A 17,760-nucleotide genomic window follows, 5' to 3' on the forward strand; every position below is an offset into this window, starting at 1 on the left:
CCTCATGGCTGTATTGAATGCCGCGCTCCGCGCGGCGTGGCATGGGGCTGTGACTCCCGGTCTTCCCTCGTCGCTCCGGTCGCTTCGCTCCCTCCGCTCCTCAGTCCAGACCGGGAGGCCCCATGCCACTGCTTGAAGTAAGGGACCTCAAGGTCTCCTTCGACACCCCGGACGGTACCGTCCGTGCCGTCCGGGGGCTGTCGTTCGACGTGGAGGCCGGGCAGACGCTCGCGGTGGTGGGCGAGTCCGGCTCCGGCAAGAGCGTCGCGACCCAGACCATCACCGGCCTCACCCGCGGCGCGAAAGTCTCCGGTACGGCGTACTTCGACGGCACCGACCTGATCACCGCGGACCAGGCGACGCTTCGACGATTGCGGGGCGCCCAGATCGGGATGATCTTCCAGGATCCGCTGTCCAGCCTGCACCCGCAGTACCGGATCGGCTGGCAGATCGTGGAGATGATCCGGGCGCACGACCTGACCATCGGCAAGCAGGCGGCCCGGAAACGGGCCGCCGAACTGCTGACCCTGGTCGGCATCCCACGGGCCGCGGAGCGGATCGACGACTATCCGCACCAGTTCTCCGGCGGGATGCGGCAACGGGTGATGATCGCGATGGCGATGGCCCTCGACCCGGCGCTGCTGATCGCGGACGAGCCGACCACCGCGCTCGACGTGACGGTCCAGGCCCAGGTGCTGAACGTGATGCGCCGACTGCAGGAGCAGTTCGGTACGGCGATCATCCTGATCACCCACGATCTCGGCGTGGTGGCCGAGATGGCCGACGAGGTCGTGGTCATGTACGCCGGCGCGGTGATGGAACGCGCGCCGCGCCGGGACATCTTCTACCGCAACCACCACCCGTACACGCAGGGTCTGCTCGCCTCCCTACCGGCCCGCAGCGAGGACCGGCTGACCCCGATCCCGGGCACCCCGCCCAGCCTGATCAGCCTGCCGAAGGGCTGCCCGTTCGCGGCCCGGTGCTCGCACGTGTTCGACAAATGCTCGGAGCCACCACCGTTGACCGACGTGGGCGGCGACCCGCGTCATCAGTCCGCGTGCTGGCTCCCCCACGACGTGAACGAGGCGGTGGCGTCATGAACGACGTACTCCTGAAAGTCGACGACGTCCGGAAAGAGTTTCCGACGCACTCCAAGGAGGTGGTGCAGGCCGTCGCCGGGGTCTCGTTGGAGGTGCACAAGGGCGAAACGCTCGGACTGGTCGGCGAAACCGGGTGCGGGAAGTCCACCCTGGCCCGCTGTATGGCGCACCTGTACGACGTGACGTCGGGCTCGGTGTGGTTCGAGGGCCAGGAGATCAGCAAGCTGTCCCGCAAGGCGATGCGGCCGCTGCGCCGCGACGTACAGGTGATCTTCCAGGACCCATACGGCTCGCTGAACCCGCGCCGCCGGGTCGGGTCGATCATCGGCGACCCGTTCGCCATCCACAACATTGCTTCCGGCAACGAGCGGAAGAAGAAGGTTCAGGAGCTGATGGAGCTGGTCGGGTTGAATCCCGAGCACTACAACAGGTTCCCGGCCGAGTTCTCCGGTGGCCAACGGCAACGGATCGGGGTCGCGCGGGCGCTCGCGCTGCGGCCGAAGCTGGTGATCTGCGACGAACCGGTGTCGGCGCTGGACGTGTCGATCCAGGCGCAGATCATCAACCTGCTGTCGGATCTGCAGCGGGAGTTCGACCTCACCTACGTGTTCATCTCGCACGACCTGTCCGTGGTCCGGCACGTGAGCGACCGGATCGCGGTGATGTACCTGGGCAAGATCGTCGAACTGGCGCCGACCAGCGAACTGTTCGGGCAGACCCGGCATCCGTACACGAGGGCCCTGCTGTCGGCGTTGCCGGTGGCGGACCCGGACACCGCCGACAGCCGCCAGCAGATCATCCTCGGCGGCGACATCCCGGCCGCGACGAATCCGCCGACAGGGTGCCGGTTCCACACCCGGTGCCCGAAGGCACGGCTCGACTGCGCAGCCGAGGAACCGGTTCTGGAGCCGGTCCTGGACGACAAACCCGACCATCGCACCGCATGCCTCTACCCGTTGACGGTGGGCGAAGACCTCTCCACCGCCGTACCGGACCTGAAGGCATCATGACCGCCGCCATCGAGATGGTCGATGTCCTCGACGAGCCGAAGGCGATCGAGGGACGGAGTCCGTTCTCGCTCGCGGTACGCCGGTTGCGCAAGGACAAGGTGGCGATGATCTCGCTCGCCGTGATCGTGCTGATCGTGCTGATGGCGATCCTCGCGCCGGTGTTCGCGGCCGTGACGGGACATCCGCCGAACGAGCAGTATCGCGACATCGGACTGACGCCGGACGGCCTGCCGCGCGGACCGAACGGCACGTTCTGGCTGGGGACCGACGACCTCGGCCGCGACATCCTGGTGCGGATCGCGTACGGCGCCCGCATCTCCCTGCTCGTCGGCGTGATCGCGACCGCGATCACGGTCGTCATCGGCGTCGTACTGGGGCTTGCGGCGGGGTTCCTCGGCGGGATCACCGACACCGTCCTGGCACGACTGATCGACGTGGTGCTGTCCGTGCCGTTCCTGCTGGTCGCGATCGCGCTGGTGTCCGTGACCGGGCCGAGCCTGACCGTCACGGTGCTGGTGATCGGCTGCTTCAGCTGGGCGTCGGTGGCCCGGATCGTCCGCGGTCAGGTGCTGTCGCTGCGGGAGCGGGAGTTCGTCGAGGCGGCCCGTTCGCTCGGGGCCGGCGACCGGCGGATCATGTTCGTCGACGTACTGCCGAACGTGATCGCGCCGGTGATCGTCTACACCACGCTGCTGATTCCCGTAGTGATCGTGACCCAGGCGACGTTGTCGTTCCTGGGGCTCGGGCTGCCGCCGCCAACGCCCGACTGGGGCGGGATGATCAGCGAGTCGCAGAACTACTACACGACCGCGTGGTGGTTCATCCTGTTCCCCGGTCTGGCGCTGCTGGTGACCACGCTCGCCTTCAACCTCTTCGGCGACGGGGTCCGGGACGCCTTCGACCCCCGCGCAGATCGGACCTGACCATGGCCATGTTCCTGATCCGCCGGATCGGTCACGGGATCCTGGTCCTGTGGCTGATCAGCGTGGCGGTGTTCGCGCTGTTCTTCGTTGCTCCGAGCAACGTCGCACAGACGCTCGCCGGCCGGCAGGGTACGCCGGAGACGATCGCGCTGATCAAGCACCGGCTCGGTCTCGACCTGCCGGTCTGGCAGCAGTACCTGCACTTCCTCGGCAACGCGGTGAAGGGGAACCTCGGGTACGACTACTACCACCAGGTGCCGGTGACGCACATCATCGGGCAGGCGCTGCCGATCACGGTGTCGCTGGCACTCGGGGCGGCTGTGCTGTGGCTGGCGCTGGGCGTGTTCAACGGCGTCATCTCGGCGACGCACCCGCGATCGCTGGCGGACCGCGGGCTGACGTTGTTCTCGTTGTTCTTCTACTCGTTCCCGTCGTTCCTGCTCGGCCTGCTACTGCTGTATTTCCTGTATTTCCGGCTCACGCTGTCCGGCTTCGGCTGGTTCCCCGCGGGCGGCTACGCGCCGCTCGCCGGCGGGGTCGGGCCCTGGTTCCAGCACCTGCTGCTGCCCTGGGTCGCGCTCGCCTTGTTGCTGGCGGCAACGTATACCCGGTTGACCCGCGGCTCGATGCTGGACGTTCTCGGTGAGGACTACATCCGGACCGCGCGGTCGAAGGGGATCCGGGAGAGCCGGGTCGTCGTCGTCCACGGCCTGCGCAGTGCGCTGACGCCGGTGGTCACGCAGTTCGGCATCGACCTCGGGCAGCTGATCGGCGGCGTGGTCGTCACCGAGACCGTGTTCAGCCTGCCGGGTCTCGGGCAGACCGCCGTGGTCGCGATCAACCAGCAGGACCTGCCGGTCATCATCGGCATCGTCTTGTTCGCCTCGGCGGCGGTCGTGGTGGCGAACATCCTGGTGGACATCGGGTACGCCGTACTCGACCCGCGAGTCCGCCTGCACTAGGCCCTGTCTGGTGGTCCAGCGCCGTCGCGAGGAGGTGCTCGGTGCGGTGGCTCGGCGTGCGGGGGCGAAGGTCTCGATGCGGAGCATCGTGGCCTTTGCACCCGTGCGGCGAGGTGCCGTGCCGAGTGCCCCGCAGTAGGCGATGGATCACCAGACAGGGCCTAGGTACCGTTTGCTCGTGATCGCTGTCTATGGCGCAGGTGGGATCGGGTGTTATGTGGGTGGCCGGCTGGCCGCGACCGGTACGCCGGTGACGTTCGTCGGCCGCCCACGGATGGCCGCCGAACTGGCGACGCACGGTCTGCACCTGACGGACTATCTGGGGGCCGACCTCCGGGTCGCTGACGTGCCGTTCGAGACAGCACCGGCGGGCGCGGCCGAGGCGGACCTGGTACTGGTGACGGTGAAGTCCGCGGCGACGGAGGGCGCTGCGGAGGAACTGGCCGACGTGCTGTCGCCGGGGACCGTGGTGGTGAGTTTCCAGAACGGCGTGCGGAACGGCGAGGTGCTGCGGTCGCGGTTGACCGAGCAGGTCGTGGTGACCGGGATGGTCCCGTTCAACGTGCTGAATCGGGGCGCCGGGGTGTTCCATCAGGGCACCGAAGGCGCGCTCGACGTACAGCGGGATGCCGCGTTGGCGCCGTACCTGAAGGCTTTTGAACAGGCCGGGTTGCCGCTCGCACAGCACGACGACATCCTTCCGGTGCAGTGGGCGAAACTCCTGCTGAACTTGAACAACCCGATCAACGCGCTGTCCAACCTTCCGCTGCGCGACGAGCTCTCGCAGCGCGCGTACCGTCGCTGCCTGGCCGCGGCCCAGGCCGAGACCCTCGGGCTCCTCGACGCGGCCGGGATCCGGCCGGCCCAGCTACTGGCCGTCCCGATGCACCGCTTCCCTGCAGTCCTTCGGTTGCCGGACTTCCTGTTCCGGCGGCTCGCGAGCAAGGTGCTGGCCGTCGACCCGCTCGCGCGGACGTCGATGTGGGAGGACCTCGAGGCCGGCCGGGCGACCGAGATCGACTATCTGAACGGCGAGGTCGTCCGGCTGGCCGAGTCCCTCGGCCGGACCGCGCCGGTCAACGCGCGGCTGGTGGAGCTGATCCGCGCGGCCGAGACCGACCGCCGCTCCTGGTCCGGTGCTGATCTCCTCCGTGAGTTGTCTTGAAATATGAGATGATATCTCTCGTATTATGAACGCATGGATGTTGCGGTGGTGGGTGGGAGTGTGGCCGGGCTGCAGGCGGCGCTGACGTTGGGGCGGGCGCGGCGGCGGGTGGTGCTGTTCGACGACGGGCAGGCGCGCAACAGGGCGGCGTCGCACGTGCACAACTTCCTCGGCGCGGAGGATCTCGCGCCGGGCGAGCTGCTGGCGGTGGGGCGGCGGCAGGTGGCGACGTACGGCGTCGAGGTGCGCGACACGCGGGTCGACGACGTCGACGTGGACGGTGACGAGTTCGTCGTCGGTGGGGACCGGGTGCGGGTCGTCGTACTGGCGACTGGGTTGTGGGATGAGTTGCCCGACGTACCAGGAGTGGCTGACGGGTGGGGTCAGTCGGTGGTGGCTTGTCCGCACTGTCATGGGTGGGAGGTGCGGGATCAGCCGCTGGTGCAGCTCGGGATGCGCGGGGCGCCGGAGCGGTCGGTGGCGCGGGCGGTGCTGCTGAGCCGGTGGAGCGACGACGTGACGCTGTGCACGGACGGGGACGAGCTGACGGCGGTACAGGTGGATCAGTTGGCTCGAGCCGGGGTGGCGGTTCGGACCGAGCCCGTCAAAGAGGTGCGAGAAGGTTCCGTGCTTCTAGATGGGGTGGAACTGGACGCGCGACGGGTGTTTGTGGTGGTGCGGCAGCATCAGCAGAGTGATCTGGCCGAGCGGCTCGGGTGCCAGGTCGCGGACGGGGCGGTGGTCACGGACGAGGGCGGGCGGACGACCATGCCTGGGGTCTACGCGGTCGGTACGACGACCAGTCCGGCGCTGCTCGCGATCGGTGCAGCAGGTCATGCGAGTACGGCGGCGGTCGCCGTACACGGGGATCTCCTAGAGCTGGAGCTGAGCGGCGGGCGGTAGCCGCGTCGGGTCGGCGATCGGCCAGTCCACCGGCGGTTCCGGGAGCTCGTCCAGTTGCAGCAGGCACCAGGGCGAGAGGTCGGGAAGCTGCTGTACGTCGTCCCACTCGGCCCACCGGTAGTCCGCGACCTCGGCCGGGTTCGGCGTCGGGTCACCGGTCCACCACGCTCGGTACACCGGGCAGATCTCGTTCTCGACCATGCCGGTCGGCATCTCGGCGCGGTACCGGAACTCCGGCAGCACCAGCTCGACGGTGTCCGTGACGATCCCGAGCTCATCCGCGAGCCGACGCCGTACCGCCTGCTCCAGCGGCTCGTTCGGGAGTGGGTGCCCGCAGCAACTGTTGGTCCAGATGCCCGGCCAGGTGGGCTTGTCGAGCGCCCGCCGGGTCAGCAGCACCCGCCCGGCCGCGTCGACCACATAGCAGGAAAACGCGAGATGCAGCGGCGTCGCCGCGTGGTGGACCGCCGCCTTCGCCTCGGTCCCGACCGCACGCCCGCCCTCGTCCACCAGCACAACCCGCTCGTCGATCACGTCCTGAGCCTAATCGGATTCCTGTGGGTGGCCAGCGGCTGCTAGCCTCGGAGTGTGACCAAGCACTGCGTGATCTATCGACCGGCTCTGGGAGGAGTCGGCATTCGGTAGTCCCCGTAGTCGCTGCACCCAGAGCCTCCGAGGCAGGAACCGTCCGGTTCCTGCCTCTTTCCGTTTGCCGGAGGCACTGGTTCAGAGGTGCCTCGTCCCGAGAGGAACCTCATGAACGCTGTCATCGACCGGTTACGCCGTACCACCGACCTGATCGTCGGCGAGGTCGACCTGCGCGAGCGCCTGGAGTCCGGGCGGCCGCTACGGATCAAGTACGGCGTCGACTGCACCGCCCCCGACCTGCACCTCGGTCACGCGGTCAACCTGTGGATGATGCGCCAGCTGCAGGACCTCGGGCACCGGGTCGTGTTCCTGCTCGGCGACCTCACCACCCGCGTCGGCGACCCGACCGGGCGCTCCGAGACCCGGCCGGTCCTCACGCCGGAGCAGATCGACGCGAACGCCGCGTCGTTCCTCGAACAGGTGTCGCTCGTCCTGCGGACCGATCCCGACGTCTTCGAAGTACGCAGGAATTCCGAGTGGTACGACGCGATGCCGGTGGCGGAGCTGTTGAGTCTGTTCGCCGAGGTCACGCAGGCGCAGCTGATGAGCCGGGACATGTTCCGCGAACGGGTCGCGGCCGGGCGGGAGATCGCCGTCCACGAGCTGGTGTACCCGGTGCTGCAGGGGTACGACAGCTTCGCGATGCAGAGCGACCTGACGATCGTGGGATCGGATCAGCTGTTCAACGAGCAGCTCGGGCGGCACTTCCAGCAACGGCTGGGCGCGCCGCCGCAGGTTGTGATCACGACGACGATCACGCCCGGGATCGACGGCCGGGCCAAGCAGTCGAAGTCGCTCGACAACTACATCGGGCTGACGGACAGTCCGCGGGACAAGTTCGGAAAGTTGATGAGCATTCCGGACTCGCTGGTCGAGGCGTACGGGCGGGTCTACACCGAGCTCCCCCTCGAGACGGTCGCCGCGCTCGCGGATGCGACCGGGCCGGCAGCGCGGGACGCCAAACTCCGACTGGCGGCTGCGGTGGTGACTCGGTACCACGGCGCCGGGGTCGCCAAGTCTGAGCTGGACGCCTTTCGTCACACGTTTTCCGAGCGTTCCGAACCGGACGAGATGCCTGAGGTCGTCGTCACCGGCGAGGTCACGACTGCCTTCGACCTGCTGCGCGCCGTCCGTCCGAACGACAGCAACTCGGCGCTGCGTCGCCTGCTCCAGCAGGGCGCGGTGACGATCAACGGCGTACGGACGGACGATCCGGCCGCGGCCGTCGAGCTCGGCGCGGGCGTCGTACTGAAGTCGGGCGCTCGCACTTGGCACCGGATCACGCCACAGTAGGCGGGTGAAGATCAGGACAGTAGAGGCCTTGGTCAGTGTCGGGGACCGATACGTCGGGAGAGCGCCGGCGTTCGATGTCGAGACGCCGTGGTGGAACGATGTCGAACCGATCACCGGCCATCTCGACGAGCTGCTCGGGGTTCGGACAGTGGTACTGCGACTCGTCCACGCCGACGAGGCCGTGGTCGGGCGCGGCGGACGGGTCGTCTACCACGTCCAGGCGCTCGGCGAACCGCGGTACGACGTACTCGACGAGACTCCGCATACTGAATGGGGCTCGATCATCGCGCCCGACCCGCTGCGCTCGACGTGGGCGGAGATCGACGGACCGAGCCGGTTGATCGAGTGGGCGCAGGACCTCGTCGGACCGCACGACGCCGTACAGGTGAAGACGTGGAACCTGTCGTGCCTGATCCGCTTCCCCGGCGCGTGGGCCAAGGCCACCAGCCGGTTCGGCAGCATCGACGCGGACATCATCCAGCACGTCCACCGGTACGACGCGACGCTGGCGCCCGCCGTACTCGGTCAGTCGACGGACGACCGGTGGTCGCTCCTGGCCCATGCCCCGGGCATCGACTGCTGGGAGCCGGACCAGGCGACCGTCGACAACGTGGTGAGCCGTTGGGTCGCCGCTCAGGCCGCCCTGGCGTCCGAGGCCGACACACTCGCGGCCCCTCGGCTGCTGCCGGAAGATTTGGTCGGAGAGGTCACTCGACTGCTGCCTCGCGTCGCACTCTCCTCTGACGAATTGGCGAGCCTGGATCAGCTGGTCGCGAAGCTTCCCGACATCGTCGACGAACTCGACGCGGCCGGGCTGCCGATCACGGTCGTGCACGGCGACTTCCATCCGGGCAACTGGCGGTCGGATGGCACCAACCGGGTCATCGTCGACTGGGCGGACGCCTTCATCGGCCACCCCGCGCTCGACGTCCAACGCCTGCACGAATTCCTGCCGTCCGAGAAACATCCGCACGTCACGGACGTCTGGTGTGCGGCCTGGAAGAAGCACGCACCGGGCAGCGACCCGTTGCGAGCGATCCGGCCGATGAAGGTACTCGGGTTCCTCACCTACGCCCTCATGTACCAACGCTTCCTCGACAACATCGAACCCGACGAACGCGTCTACCACCAGGACGACCCGGCCACCTGCCTCCGCTCGGCCGCCAACGCGTTCCGGGACTGGTGACGCTGTTCGCGCGGGATGGAATGTGACAGGGTTGCGCGGGTGACGATCCTGATTACGGGTGCCACCGGAAACGCGGGCGGCGCAGTCGTGCAATCGCTGGCGGAACAAGGGATCCCGGGGCGGGCGCTGGTCCGTTCCGCGACAGACCTGCCGGCCGGCATCGAGCCGGTGTACGGCGATCTCAACCGGCCGGAGACGTTCGTGGACGCGTTGCCCGGGGTGACCGGGATTTTCCTGATGAGCGGTTACGACCGGCTCGAGGAATTGCTGACGAATGCGGCGCGGGCCGAGGTGCGGAAAGTCGTCGTACTGTCCAGCAGTTCGCTCGACGGCGAGCTGACGAACGCTGTTGCCGCGTACCACCACGCCACCGAGGAAGCAGTCCGCGCGTCCGGGCTGGAGTGGACCTTCCTGCGGCCGAACTCGTTCATGTCGAACACCCTGCGCTGGCGCGACCAACTGGCGGCCGGCGACGAGGTGCGGGTGCAGTTCCCCGACGTACCAGTGTCGACGATCCATCCACGCGACATCGGCGACGTCGCGGTCCGCGCACTACAGGGCTCCCACGACGGCGAAGTACTGCGCCTCACCGGCCCGGTCGCCCTCACCCCGGTCGAACAGGTCGCCATCCTCGCCGAGGCCCTCGGCCGCCCGCTAACGGCGTACCCGATGACCCGCACCGAAACCCACGACGCCCTCCACGCCTCGATGCCGGCCCCCTACGCCGAGGCCATCGAATCCTTCTTCGCCGACCACACCATCGACGAAACCACCGTCAACACCACCGTCCCGGACGTGACCGCCCACCCCGCCCGAACCCTCCAAACCTGGACGCAGGAAAACGCCAACCTCTTCACCTGACGGCGGGTTCTCCCCTCGCGTGCAGGGTTCTCCCCTCGCGTATCAGTAGAGAACCCACCATTCGAGGGGATAACCGTTCTTTGCCCGGTCGGTGGTCATTGCTGCCCCGTCGAGTCGTGAGTTGTGGCGGTCATCTGCAGCCTCGATCCACGACTCGCGGGTTCGAGGGGCAACCAAACGCCCCGACTCGGCGTGAGCTGTCGGGGTGGTGGGCCGACAGTCCCTGTCCGCAGCGCCTAGAGGGTGTCACCTATCACGGCAATCGACCGACGGCGCCCACGTGTACACGCAGTCCACCGAGATCTGCAGCTCGACAGTACCTATACGTCTACTACCCGCCACCGCGCACCGGGCGGCAGCCCGGATCGCCGGCCAGTGGAGGTATACGTACTGTCGACCTGCAGCACAGCCGGGTGAGCCGGTTACTTGTTCAGTGCCTTCAGGTACTCCTCGGTTGTGCAGATCGTGCCCAGGCGGGGGAAGGTGTAGGAGATGGCGAAGTTGTGGGCGTGGGCGTCGAGGCCGGTCATGGCGTCGGTGAGGAAGAAGGTTTCGTAGCCGAGGTCCGCGGCGGCGCGGCCGGTGGATTCGACGCCGAAGTTGGTGGCGACGCCGGCGAGTACGACGTTCGCGATGCCGCGGGACTGGAGTTCGCTGTCGAGGGGCGTGCGTCCGAACGCGCCCACCGTCTGTTTGACGATCACGAGGTCATCGGGCTGCGGCGTGGCTTCGGGTGCGAACTCACTGCCCTCCGGCTGCACCTCCACCCCGGGCCGGTCGACCCGCACGTTCACCACCAGACCGCCGGCGGACCGCGTCGCCGCAGCCAGCGCAACGGATCGCTCGAGCACGACCGATCCGCTCAGCGGCGCGGTCTCGAGCGCGATGATCCGCGGCATCAGGTCGATCAGGACGAGCGCGGTACGACGGGACTCCAAAGGGTTCACGGGGTGAGCCTAAGATCCAGCAGATCCACTCCGACCAGGTAGCCGGTTGCTGCCTCGTTCTTGCCGGTAACGGTCACCACAAACTGATGATCGCCCGCCGTCAGTGCGACGGTGCCCAACGCGACAGTCTGCGTGCCGACGCCGGACGCCTGGTAGCCGTCGAAGCTGACCGCGGCGTTCCCGTCGATCTGTACGTCGACGGTTCCGTAGTCAGCCGCCTTCGTCAGCACCGTCGACAACTGGTACGCACCGGTGGTCGGGACGTTGAACCCGAACACCGTCTTGTCACCCGCCTTGGTCCCGTGGATCCACGCCTGCGCACCACCTGACCAACTGACCCCGCAACAGTTCCCCTGCGGATCCACCGCGACGGTCGACGACACCGGCGGCAACATCGCCTCCCCCTCGACCCGCAACGTGCTGCCACTCGTGGCCTGCACAGCGCTCGACTTCGGACCGGTATGACCGGCGAGATCGACTGCCGCGATCCGGTACGTCCAGGTCTCGTGCAGCCCGAGGCCGCGGTGCAGGAAGCCGGGCAACGGCGACGTACCGAGCAACTTCTCAGCTCCACCCTCGGGAGCGCCGTACACGTTGTAGTGCGCGACTCCACTGTCGTCGCTGACGTCGTTCCACGTCACGTTGATCGCGTTGTCGGCTCGGCCGGCGGCGGTCAGCCCGGTCACGGCGCCCGGTGCCCGGCGGTCGTCGTACGGCTTGGTGAGCGACTGGACCACGTACGACGATGCGGTCCACGCAGGGCCGGCGGGTCGGAGTTCGATGTCCAGGTGGTCACGGCCCGCGGTGATGGATGCTGGTAGTTGGTAGTTGTCGTCGAGCCAGCGTTGATGAGTGTTTCCGAGCGGCTGCAGCCACGTGCCCGCATCCTTGCCGTTAACAATCACCCGCGCCGACTGACCGGCGATGTTCTGGTCGCTCGTCCGGCGGAGTGTGACGCCACGGTTCGCCGGATCGGTCTTCACATTGAAGCGGATCGGCTGCGTGGTGGAGCGGACCTGATCGGTGAGGGTGATGTCGTCGTGGTCACCTTCGTACACCGAGCTGAGGTCGGCCTGGGTGCCGTTGTCGACGTACCCGTGCTGCTGACGGCTGCTCGCCGAGCCCGTGTCGACGCGGTCGGTCTCCCGTGCACCGAACTTCGACGCCGTATAAAGGAAAGCTGTCGAGCCGTAGATCGCCGGGTGGTCGTCCTGCTGGCCGTGCTCGATACCGAAGTCGAGCTGGTTCTCGAAGGCGACCGAGTCGGTGATGTGCAGCCGCCACGCGCCGTCGCATTCGTTGGTGCAGAAACCAGCCCTGACCTCGTGCGCAGAGTTGCCGTGGAACGGGGTCGAGTACGTGCCGGCGTTGAAGTACCAGCCGGACTCGTAGTAGTCCTCGGTGCCGGTGCCGTGGATGGCCGGCGTCCGCTCGCCGTCGACGTACACCCGCTCATCGCCCTCCAGATAGCCGCGAGTGTTGCCGTCGGCAAGCAATCCCTCCATGGTCTGCGAGACGCCAACGAACTTGCCGCGGCCGGCCACGTCCGCGAACGTCCAGTCACTGCCCTGTGTGGTCTCGCCGCGCGTCGAGATCGCCGTGAAGTACCCGATCTTCCCGGCCGCCAGGTCGGCCGCCTTGCGAGCGTCGCGAGCCGACGTCACCTCGGCCTGCCCTTTCAACGGGTACGTCGTCTTGTTGACCAGCGTGACCGTGGCGCGAGCGGCGTACGGCATCGGCCACCAGGAGGAGTACCAGCCGTCGGGGTCGATGGCGAAGAAGAGCGAGTGCACCGGGTTCTCGCCGAGACCGGAGCCGAAGAACTCGCCGAGCGGCGCGTCGACGCGCTTCTGGCCGTCGATCGTCACCTGCACGCGCACACCCGCGAGGAGAGTGTCGGACGGCTTGACGCGGGCGGCGTCCTCGTCCGTCGCGGCGTACGTCATCGCGTGCTCGCCGCTCCAGTTCTGCTTGGTGATCGCGTACCCGTGGGCCTGCTCGTCCGCGAGGTGGTTGGGGCCGACATCGAGCGTGTCGGTCCGCCCGGCCGTGGAATCGACCCAGTACGCGAACTCGTTGAAGTCCAGGTCGGACGAGACGAACTCGTTGGTGATCGTGATCTGCGACTTGCCCGCGGTCAGCGCGGCCGGGAGATCGACCGACTGGTCGTGCCACTGCGCACCCTGTGCCTTGAGCGGCGCCCACTCGCCCGCGGGCGCGCCGTCCACGAGGATCTTCGCGCGCTGGTTGCCGATCCGCAGATCCATCCGGCGGGTCAGCTTCACGCCCGTGTTGGCCGGGTCGATCTTCAGCGTGAACGTGCTACCACCGAGGAACGCGCGACCGTCGTCGGCGACGCTCTTCAGGTCGAGTCCGACGAGCTCGGGCAACTTCAACCGCAGCGCACTCAGCTCACCCGCACCGCGGACGTCGGCCAGCGTCACCTGCTTGCCTGGGGCAAGGTTCACCGGACTGCTCGCGGTCTGCGCGTCGGGCTGCGCGGGCTTGGGATCCTTCGTGCCGGCCGCGTTGAGCAGCGCGAGCACGTCCTCGGCCTTGTCGCTCGGGTCGAAGGTCCGTACGCCGTTCGCGTCCGGGAACTGGCGGTAGTCGACGTGGTAGAAGTACGGATTCGTCTGCGTGGTGATCCGCATCGACGAGCGGTACGGCATCGGGACGCGGATGTACACGCCGCCGCTGGTCTGTACGCCGTTCGCGACCAGCGGGTAGCTGAACGGCGCGCCGAGCTTGCCGTCGACGATGTCCTGGAGCGAGCCGTGCAGGACCTGCTTGCCGTCGAGTTCGACGGTGATCGTGCCGGTCTTGGCGACGTTGCCCTCGTCGCGCGTGAACCAGATCGAGGCGACCTCACCAGGGCCGCTGTCCTCCGCGATCACGCAGCCCGCATCCGTCGTACGCAAGCAGGAGTAGGTGCCGTCGAAGCCGTCGTTGTTCGTGCCGTCGCGGCCGAAGCTGGAGAACTGCTTGGTGCGGACGGCGGTCTGCAGCTCGGGCAACCGGTCCAGGTTCCGGTACACCTCCCAGCCGACCGGTCCGTTGCTCCCAGACGTGCCGGCCGACGCCGAGACGGAACCGGTCAGCACCAGTACTACGGACATCAGCAGGACGACAGCACGACGGAGCATGGGCGGTTTCCTTCGTGATGGGAAATCGATTTCTGAGATGTCTACCACCGATGTTTGCGGTTGAGAAGCCCTCAGGCAGACTGGACCCCGCACACAACTTGAGACTGCGGGAGATTCGATGAGCTCTGAGAAAGCCCAGATCGGCGTCACCGGCCTGGCGGTGATGGGCCGCAACCTGGCCCGCAACCTCGCCCGCAACGGGTTCCGGGTCGCCCTGCACAACCGGTCCCAGGCGCGGACCGACGCCCTCGTGAAGGAGTTCGGCTCCGAGGGCGAGTTCGTCCCCTCCACTGACCTGGCGGGCTTCGTCGAGTCGCTGGAGCAGCCGCGCAAGGTGATCATCATGGTCAAGGCCGGCGCACCGACCGACGCGGTCATCGACGAACTGGTGCCGCTGCTCGCCGAGGGCGACATCGTCGTCGACGCCGGTAACGCGCACTTCGCCGACACCCGGCGCCGCGAGGCTGCCCTGAAGGAGAAGGGCCTGCACTTCGTCGGCAGCGGCGTGTCCGGCGGTGAGGAGGGCGCGCTGAACGGCCCGAGCATCATGCCGGGCGGCTCACCGGAGTCGTACGCGGCGCTGGAGCCGATGCTGACCAAGATCTCCGCGCACGTGAACGGCGAGCCGTGCTGCGTGCACGTCGGCCCGGACGGCGCCGGCCACTTCGTGAAGATGCTGCACAACGGCATCGAGTACGCCGACATGCAGCTGATCGCGGAGGCGTACGACCTGCTCCGCCACGTGCTCGACCTGACCCCCGCGGAACTCGCGGACGTGTTCCGGGACTGGAACACCAGCGACCTCGAGTCGTTCCTGATCGAGATCACCGCCGAGGTCCTCAGCCAGACCGATCCCACCACGGGCGGCGCCTTCGTGGACATCGTCCTGGACCAGGCAGAGCAGAAGGGCACCGGCCGCTGGACCGTGCAGTCCGCGCTCGACCTGGGCATCCCGGTCAGCGGTATGGCCGAGGCGGTGTTCGCGCGGTCGCTGTCGGGTGACGTCGTACGGCGGGAGGCCGCGGCCGGCGTACTGCCCGGGCCTTCCGACGTGAAGGTGGACGTCGACCGGAAGGCGTTCGTCGAGGACGTGCGGCACGCGCTGTACTCGTCGAAGATCGTGGCGTACGCCCAGGGCTTCGACGCGATCCGGGCGGCCAGCGAGGAGTACGACTGGAACATCGACCTCGGCGCGATGGCCAAGATCTGGCGCGGCGGCTGCATCATCCGGGCGCGGTTCCTGGACCGCGTCACGGAGGCCTACAACCGGAACCCGTCGCTGCCCTCGCTGCTGGTGGACGACTACTTCAAGGAAGCAGTCGCCAGCGGGCAGGAGGCCTGGCGACGGGTGGTCGCGACCGCGGCGACCGTCGGCGTACCGGCTCCGGGGTTCTCAGCGGCGCTGTCGTACTACGACGGGCTGCGGGCCGAGCGGCTGCCTGCCGCCCTGATCCAGGGTCTGCGCGACCTGTTCGGGGCGCACACCTACAAGCGCGTCGACCGTGAGGGCAGCTATCACCTGGAGTGGTCGGGCGACCGCTCCGAGGCCACTGCGTAGACAGCAAGCGCAGCAACACACAGGAAGCCCGCTGCTCCGACGCCGGCCACGTTGAACCCGTGGACGGCGTCGGAGTGAGCGGCCACTGTTGCGGCGACTGTGCTGAGCAGCGCCGTACCCAGTGATGCGCCGACCTGCTGGGACGTCATCACCATGGCACCGGCCACAGCACTGTCGGCGCCGGCGCCCAGGGTGGCGGTGCTGTTGGCCGTAACCAGGACCCAGCCTGTTCCCAGACCGACCAGCAGGAACACCGGCATGACCTGCAGCCAGTAGTTGGAGTCGGGGCGCAGGAGACCGAGCAGCGCGAGGCCTGCCGCGATGGTGAGCAGTCCGGGGCAGATGAGCGCGCGCACGCTTGCTTTGGCCAGCAGGCGGCTCACGGCGCGTACGCCGACCATCAGACCGACTGTGAGCGGCAGGAAACTCAGACCGGCGCGGATCGGCGAGTAGTGGCGGACTGTCTGCAGGTAGAAGGTCAGGAAGAACAGGGCCGCGAACATGCCGATCGCGAGACTGAAGACGGCCAGGTACGACGCTCCTCGCTTGCGGTCTCTAAGGATCCTCAGCGGCAGCAGCGGAGACGCAATGCGCGCCTGCACTGCCAGAAACGCCGCTAGGAGCGCCACACCGGCAGCCACTGACGCGTACGTCGCGGGCGCGCTCCACCCGTCCGACTCGGCTCTGCCGAAGCCGAACACCACTGCCATCAACCCAGTGGTGGCCAGCAGCGCGCCCAGTACGTCGACTCGCACGCCCGCGGTGCGTTGCACCGGAGGGACGGCGTACAGGACACCTGCCGCGGCCACCGCGGCGATGGGGAGGTTGACGAACATGGACCACCGCCAGTCCAGGTACTCCGTCAGCACGCCGCCGGCCAGGATGCCGAGTCCGGAGGCACTGCCCATGACGGCGCCGTAGATCCCGAACGCCTTTCCACGCTCCGCCGGCGCCGGGAACGAGGCCGCGAGCGTTGCCAGCACTGCCGGAGTCAGCAACGCGCCGAAGACGCCCTGCAGTGCACGTCCGGTCAGCAACATCGCCCCACCGGTCGCTGCCCCACCGAGCGCGGAGGCCAGCGCGAAACCGGTCAGCCCGATCAGGAGCGCTCGCCGACGCCCAATCAGGTCGCTCATCCGTCCACCGAGCAGCAGGAGTCCGCCGTACCCGAGCGCGAACAGGGTGATCACCCACTGCCGCGACGGATCCGACAGCCCGAGGTCCTGCTGCATCGACGGCAGCGCGATGTTCACGATCGTCAGATCGATCCCCACCATCAACTGCGCCGTAGCCACTGCCCCCAGCGCCCACCATCGCCGCTGCTGGGTCTGATCGAGGGCGACTTGCGTCCTGAGTTCGCTCATGGTCATCCTTAAGTGAACAACTGTAGTGCTACGACTGTAAGGCAACGTGCGTTGCAATACAATCGGATGCATGGACGCTGGGACGACGCGGAGCCGGAACCGGCGCGGGCAGGGCGAGCTCCTGCGCCGCGAGATCATCGACGCGGCGCTGCGGATGCTGAACGAGCTCGGCGACGACGAGGCGCTCTCGCTGCGGGCGGTCGCCCGCGAGGTCGGGATCGCGGCGACCTCGGTGTACATCCACTTCGCCGATCGCGACGAGCTCGTGTTCGCGGCGCTCGAGCAGTCGACCGCCGATCTGCTGCGCGACCTCGAACAGGCCGAGGCGAGCGGCGGCGACGATCCGGTACGCCGGCTGCGCGCACGAGTCCTGTTCCTCGGCGAGTGGTCGCGCGAATACCGGGGCCTCTACAAGGTGCTGCACGAGAGCACGCTGAACCGGCGGATGCACCTGGTCTTCAAGGAGGAGCTGTCGATCCGGGCGATCGCCGCCGTTCAGGCCTGCATGGACGCGGGGCTCGCGCCGGCGGACGACGCCGCGGCAGTGGCACTCGACCTGCGCTCGGCGGTGCACGGCGCGGTCTCGATCCGCATCAACGAGCCGGAGGCCGACCTGCCGCCCTTGGAGGACCAGGTCGATCGTTTTCTGCGCAGGCTGGTTGGCGTCTCAATCGAACATGTGTTCTAATGGTCG

Annotated in this window: 15 protein-coding genes; 11 read left to right on the forward strand and 4 right to left on the reverse strand. The window is 68.0% G+C overall.

The features are described from left to right. Nucleotides 1-122 precede the first annotated feature (122 nt). The 6 genes from ACLJOO_RS27155 to ACLJOO_RS27180 all read left to right on the forward strand — a co-directional run bounded on the left by ACLJOO_RS27155 (nucleotide 123) and on the right by ACLJOO_RS27180 (nucleotide 6,063). Nucleotides 123-1,100, forward strand: coding sequence for an ABC transporter ATP-binding protein (locus ACLJOO_RS27155; protein ID WP_410790223.1), 978 nt, complete (start codon nucleotides 123-125; stop codon nucleotides 1,098-1,100). Continuing rightward, complete coding sequence (locus ACLJOO_RS27160) at nucleotides 1,097-2,110, forward strand: ABC transporter ATP-binding protein (RefSeq protein ID WP_410790224.1); 1,014 nt, start codon at nucleotides 1,097-1,099, stop codon at nucleotides 2,108-2,110. The genes ACLJOO_RS27155 and ACLJOO_RS27160 overlap by 4 nt, the downstream gene beginning before the upstream one ends. Next, complete coding sequence (locus tag ACLJOO_RS27165) at nucleotides 2,107-3,033, forward strand: ABC transporter permease (RefSeq protein WP_410790225.1); 927 nt, start codon at nucleotides 2,107-2,109, stop codon at nucleotides 3,031-3,033. The genes ACLJOO_RS27160 and ACLJOO_RS27165 overlap by 4 nt, the downstream gene beginning before the upstream one ends. A gap of 2 nt (nucleotides 3,034-3,035) precedes the next feature. Further along, nucleotides 3,036-3,995: an ABC transporter permease gene (locus tag ACLJOO_RS27170; RefSeq protein WP_410790226.1), complete on the forward strand. Its 960-nt coding sequence runs from the start codon at nucleotides 3,036-3,038 to the stop codon at nucleotides 3,993-3,995. A gap of 178 nt (nucleotides 3,996-4,173) precedes the next feature. Next, nucleotides 4,174-5,160 (forward strand): 2-dehydropantoate 2-reductase, encoded by a 987-nt coding sequence (locus ACLJOO_RS27175; RefSeq protein WP_410790227.1) that lies wholly within the window; start codon nucleotides 4,174-4,176, stop codon nucleotides 5,158-5,160. Nucleotides 5,161-5,193: 33 nt separating this feature from the next. After that, nucleotides 5,194-6,063 carry an NAD(P)/FAD-dependent oxidoreductase gene (locus ACLJOO_RS27180; RefSeq protein WP_410790228.1) on the forward strand — a complete coding sequence of 290 codons (870 nt, stop codon included), beginning with the start codon at nucleotides 5,194-5,196 and terminating at the stop codon, nucleotides 6,061-6,063. On the opposite strand, the gene idi is transcribed toward ACLJOO_RS27180, so the two are convergent. After that, nucleotides 6,034-6,597, reverse strand: a complete 564-nt coding sequence (gene idi, locus ACLJOO_RS27185) for an isopentenyl-diphosphate Delta-isomerase (RefSeq protein ID WP_410790229.1) — start codon at nucleotides 6,595-6,597, stop codon at nucleotides 6,034-6,036. The two genes, ACLJOO_RS27180 and idi, sit on opposite strands and share 30 nt — an antisense overlap. Before the next feature lie 222 nt (nucleotides 6,598-6,819). On the opposite strand from idi, the gene tyrS reads away from it, so the two are divergent. Genes tyrS through ACLJOO_RS27200 form a run of 3 tightly spaced genes read left to right on the forward strand, consistent with a single transcriptional unit; the run spans nucleotide 6,820 to nucleotide 10,051 of the window. Then, entirely contained in the window at nucleotides 6,820-8,004 is a 1,185-nt protein-coding gene (tyrS, locus tag ACLJOO_RS27190) for a tyrosine--tRNA ligase (protein ID WP_410790230.1), read from the forward strand. 4 nt (nucleotides 8,005-8,008) lie between these two features. Next, nucleotides 8,009-9,190 (forward strand): aminoglycoside phosphotransferase family protein, encoded by a 1,182-nt coding sequence (locus tag ACLJOO_RS27195; RefSeq protein WP_410790231.1) that lies wholly within the window; start codon nucleotides 8,009-8,011, stop codon nucleotides 9,188-9,190. A 39-nt stretch (nucleotides 9,191-9,229) separates the two neighbouring features. Then, nucleotides 9,230-10,051, forward strand: a complete 822-nt coding sequence (locus ACLJOO_RS27200) for an NAD(P)H-binding protein (RefSeq protein WP_410790232.1) — start codon at nucleotides 9,230-9,232, stop codon at nucleotides 10,049-10,051. 422 nt (nucleotides 10,052-10,473) lie between these two features. Here the strand turns inward: ACLJOO_RS27200 and ACLJOO_RS27205 are convergent, their stop codons facing one another. Beyond that, complete coding sequence (locus ACLJOO_RS27205; RefSeq protein ID WP_410790233.1) at nucleotides 10,474-10,998, reverse strand: isochorismatase family protein; 525 nt, start codon at nucleotides 10,996-10,998, stop codon at nucleotides 10,474-10,476. Beyond that, complete coding sequence (locus ACLJOO_RS27210) at nucleotides 10,995-14,144, reverse strand: DUF2961 domain-containing protein (protein WP_410790234.1); 3,150 nt, start codon at nucleotides 14,142-14,144, stop codon at nucleotides 10,995-10,997. Before ACLJOO_RS27210 ends, ACLJOO_RS27205 begins: the two co-directional genes overlap by 4 nt. Before the next feature lie 118 nt (nucleotides 14,145-14,262). Here ACLJOO_RS27210 and gndA point away from each other — a divergent pair, with 118 nt between their 5' ends. Continuing rightward, complete coding sequence (gene gndA, locus ACLJOO_RS27215; RefSeq protein WP_410790235.1) at nucleotides 14,263-15,702, forward strand: NADP-dependent phosphogluconate dehydrogenase; 1,440 nt, start codon at nucleotides 14,263-14,265, stop codon at nucleotides 15,700-15,702. Here the strand turns inward: gndA and ACLJOO_RS27220 are convergent. Continuing rightward, complete coding sequence (locus tag ACLJOO_RS27220) at nucleotides 15,660-17,066, reverse strand: MFS transporter (protein WP_410790236.1); 1,407 nt, start codon at nucleotides 17,064-17,066, stop codon at nucleotides 15,660-15,662. The two genes, gndA and ACLJOO_RS27220, sit on opposite strands and share 43 nt — an antisense overlap. Nucleotides 17,067-17,136: 70 nt before the next feature. On the opposite strand from ACLJOO_RS27220, the gene ACLJOO_RS27225 reads away from it, so the two are divergent. After that, nucleotides 17,137-17,754, forward strand: coding sequence for a TetR/AcrR family transcriptional regulator (locus ACLJOO_RS27225; RefSeq protein WP_410790237.1), 618 nt, complete (start codon nucleotides 17,137-17,139; stop codon nucleotides 17,752-17,754). Nucleotides 17,755-17,760: the final 6 nt, after the last annotated feature.

It is taken from the genome of Kribbella sp. C-35 (assembly GCF_046549195.1).
Lineage (GTDB): Bacteria > Actinomycetota > Actinomycetes > Propionibacteriales > Kribbellaceae > Kribbella.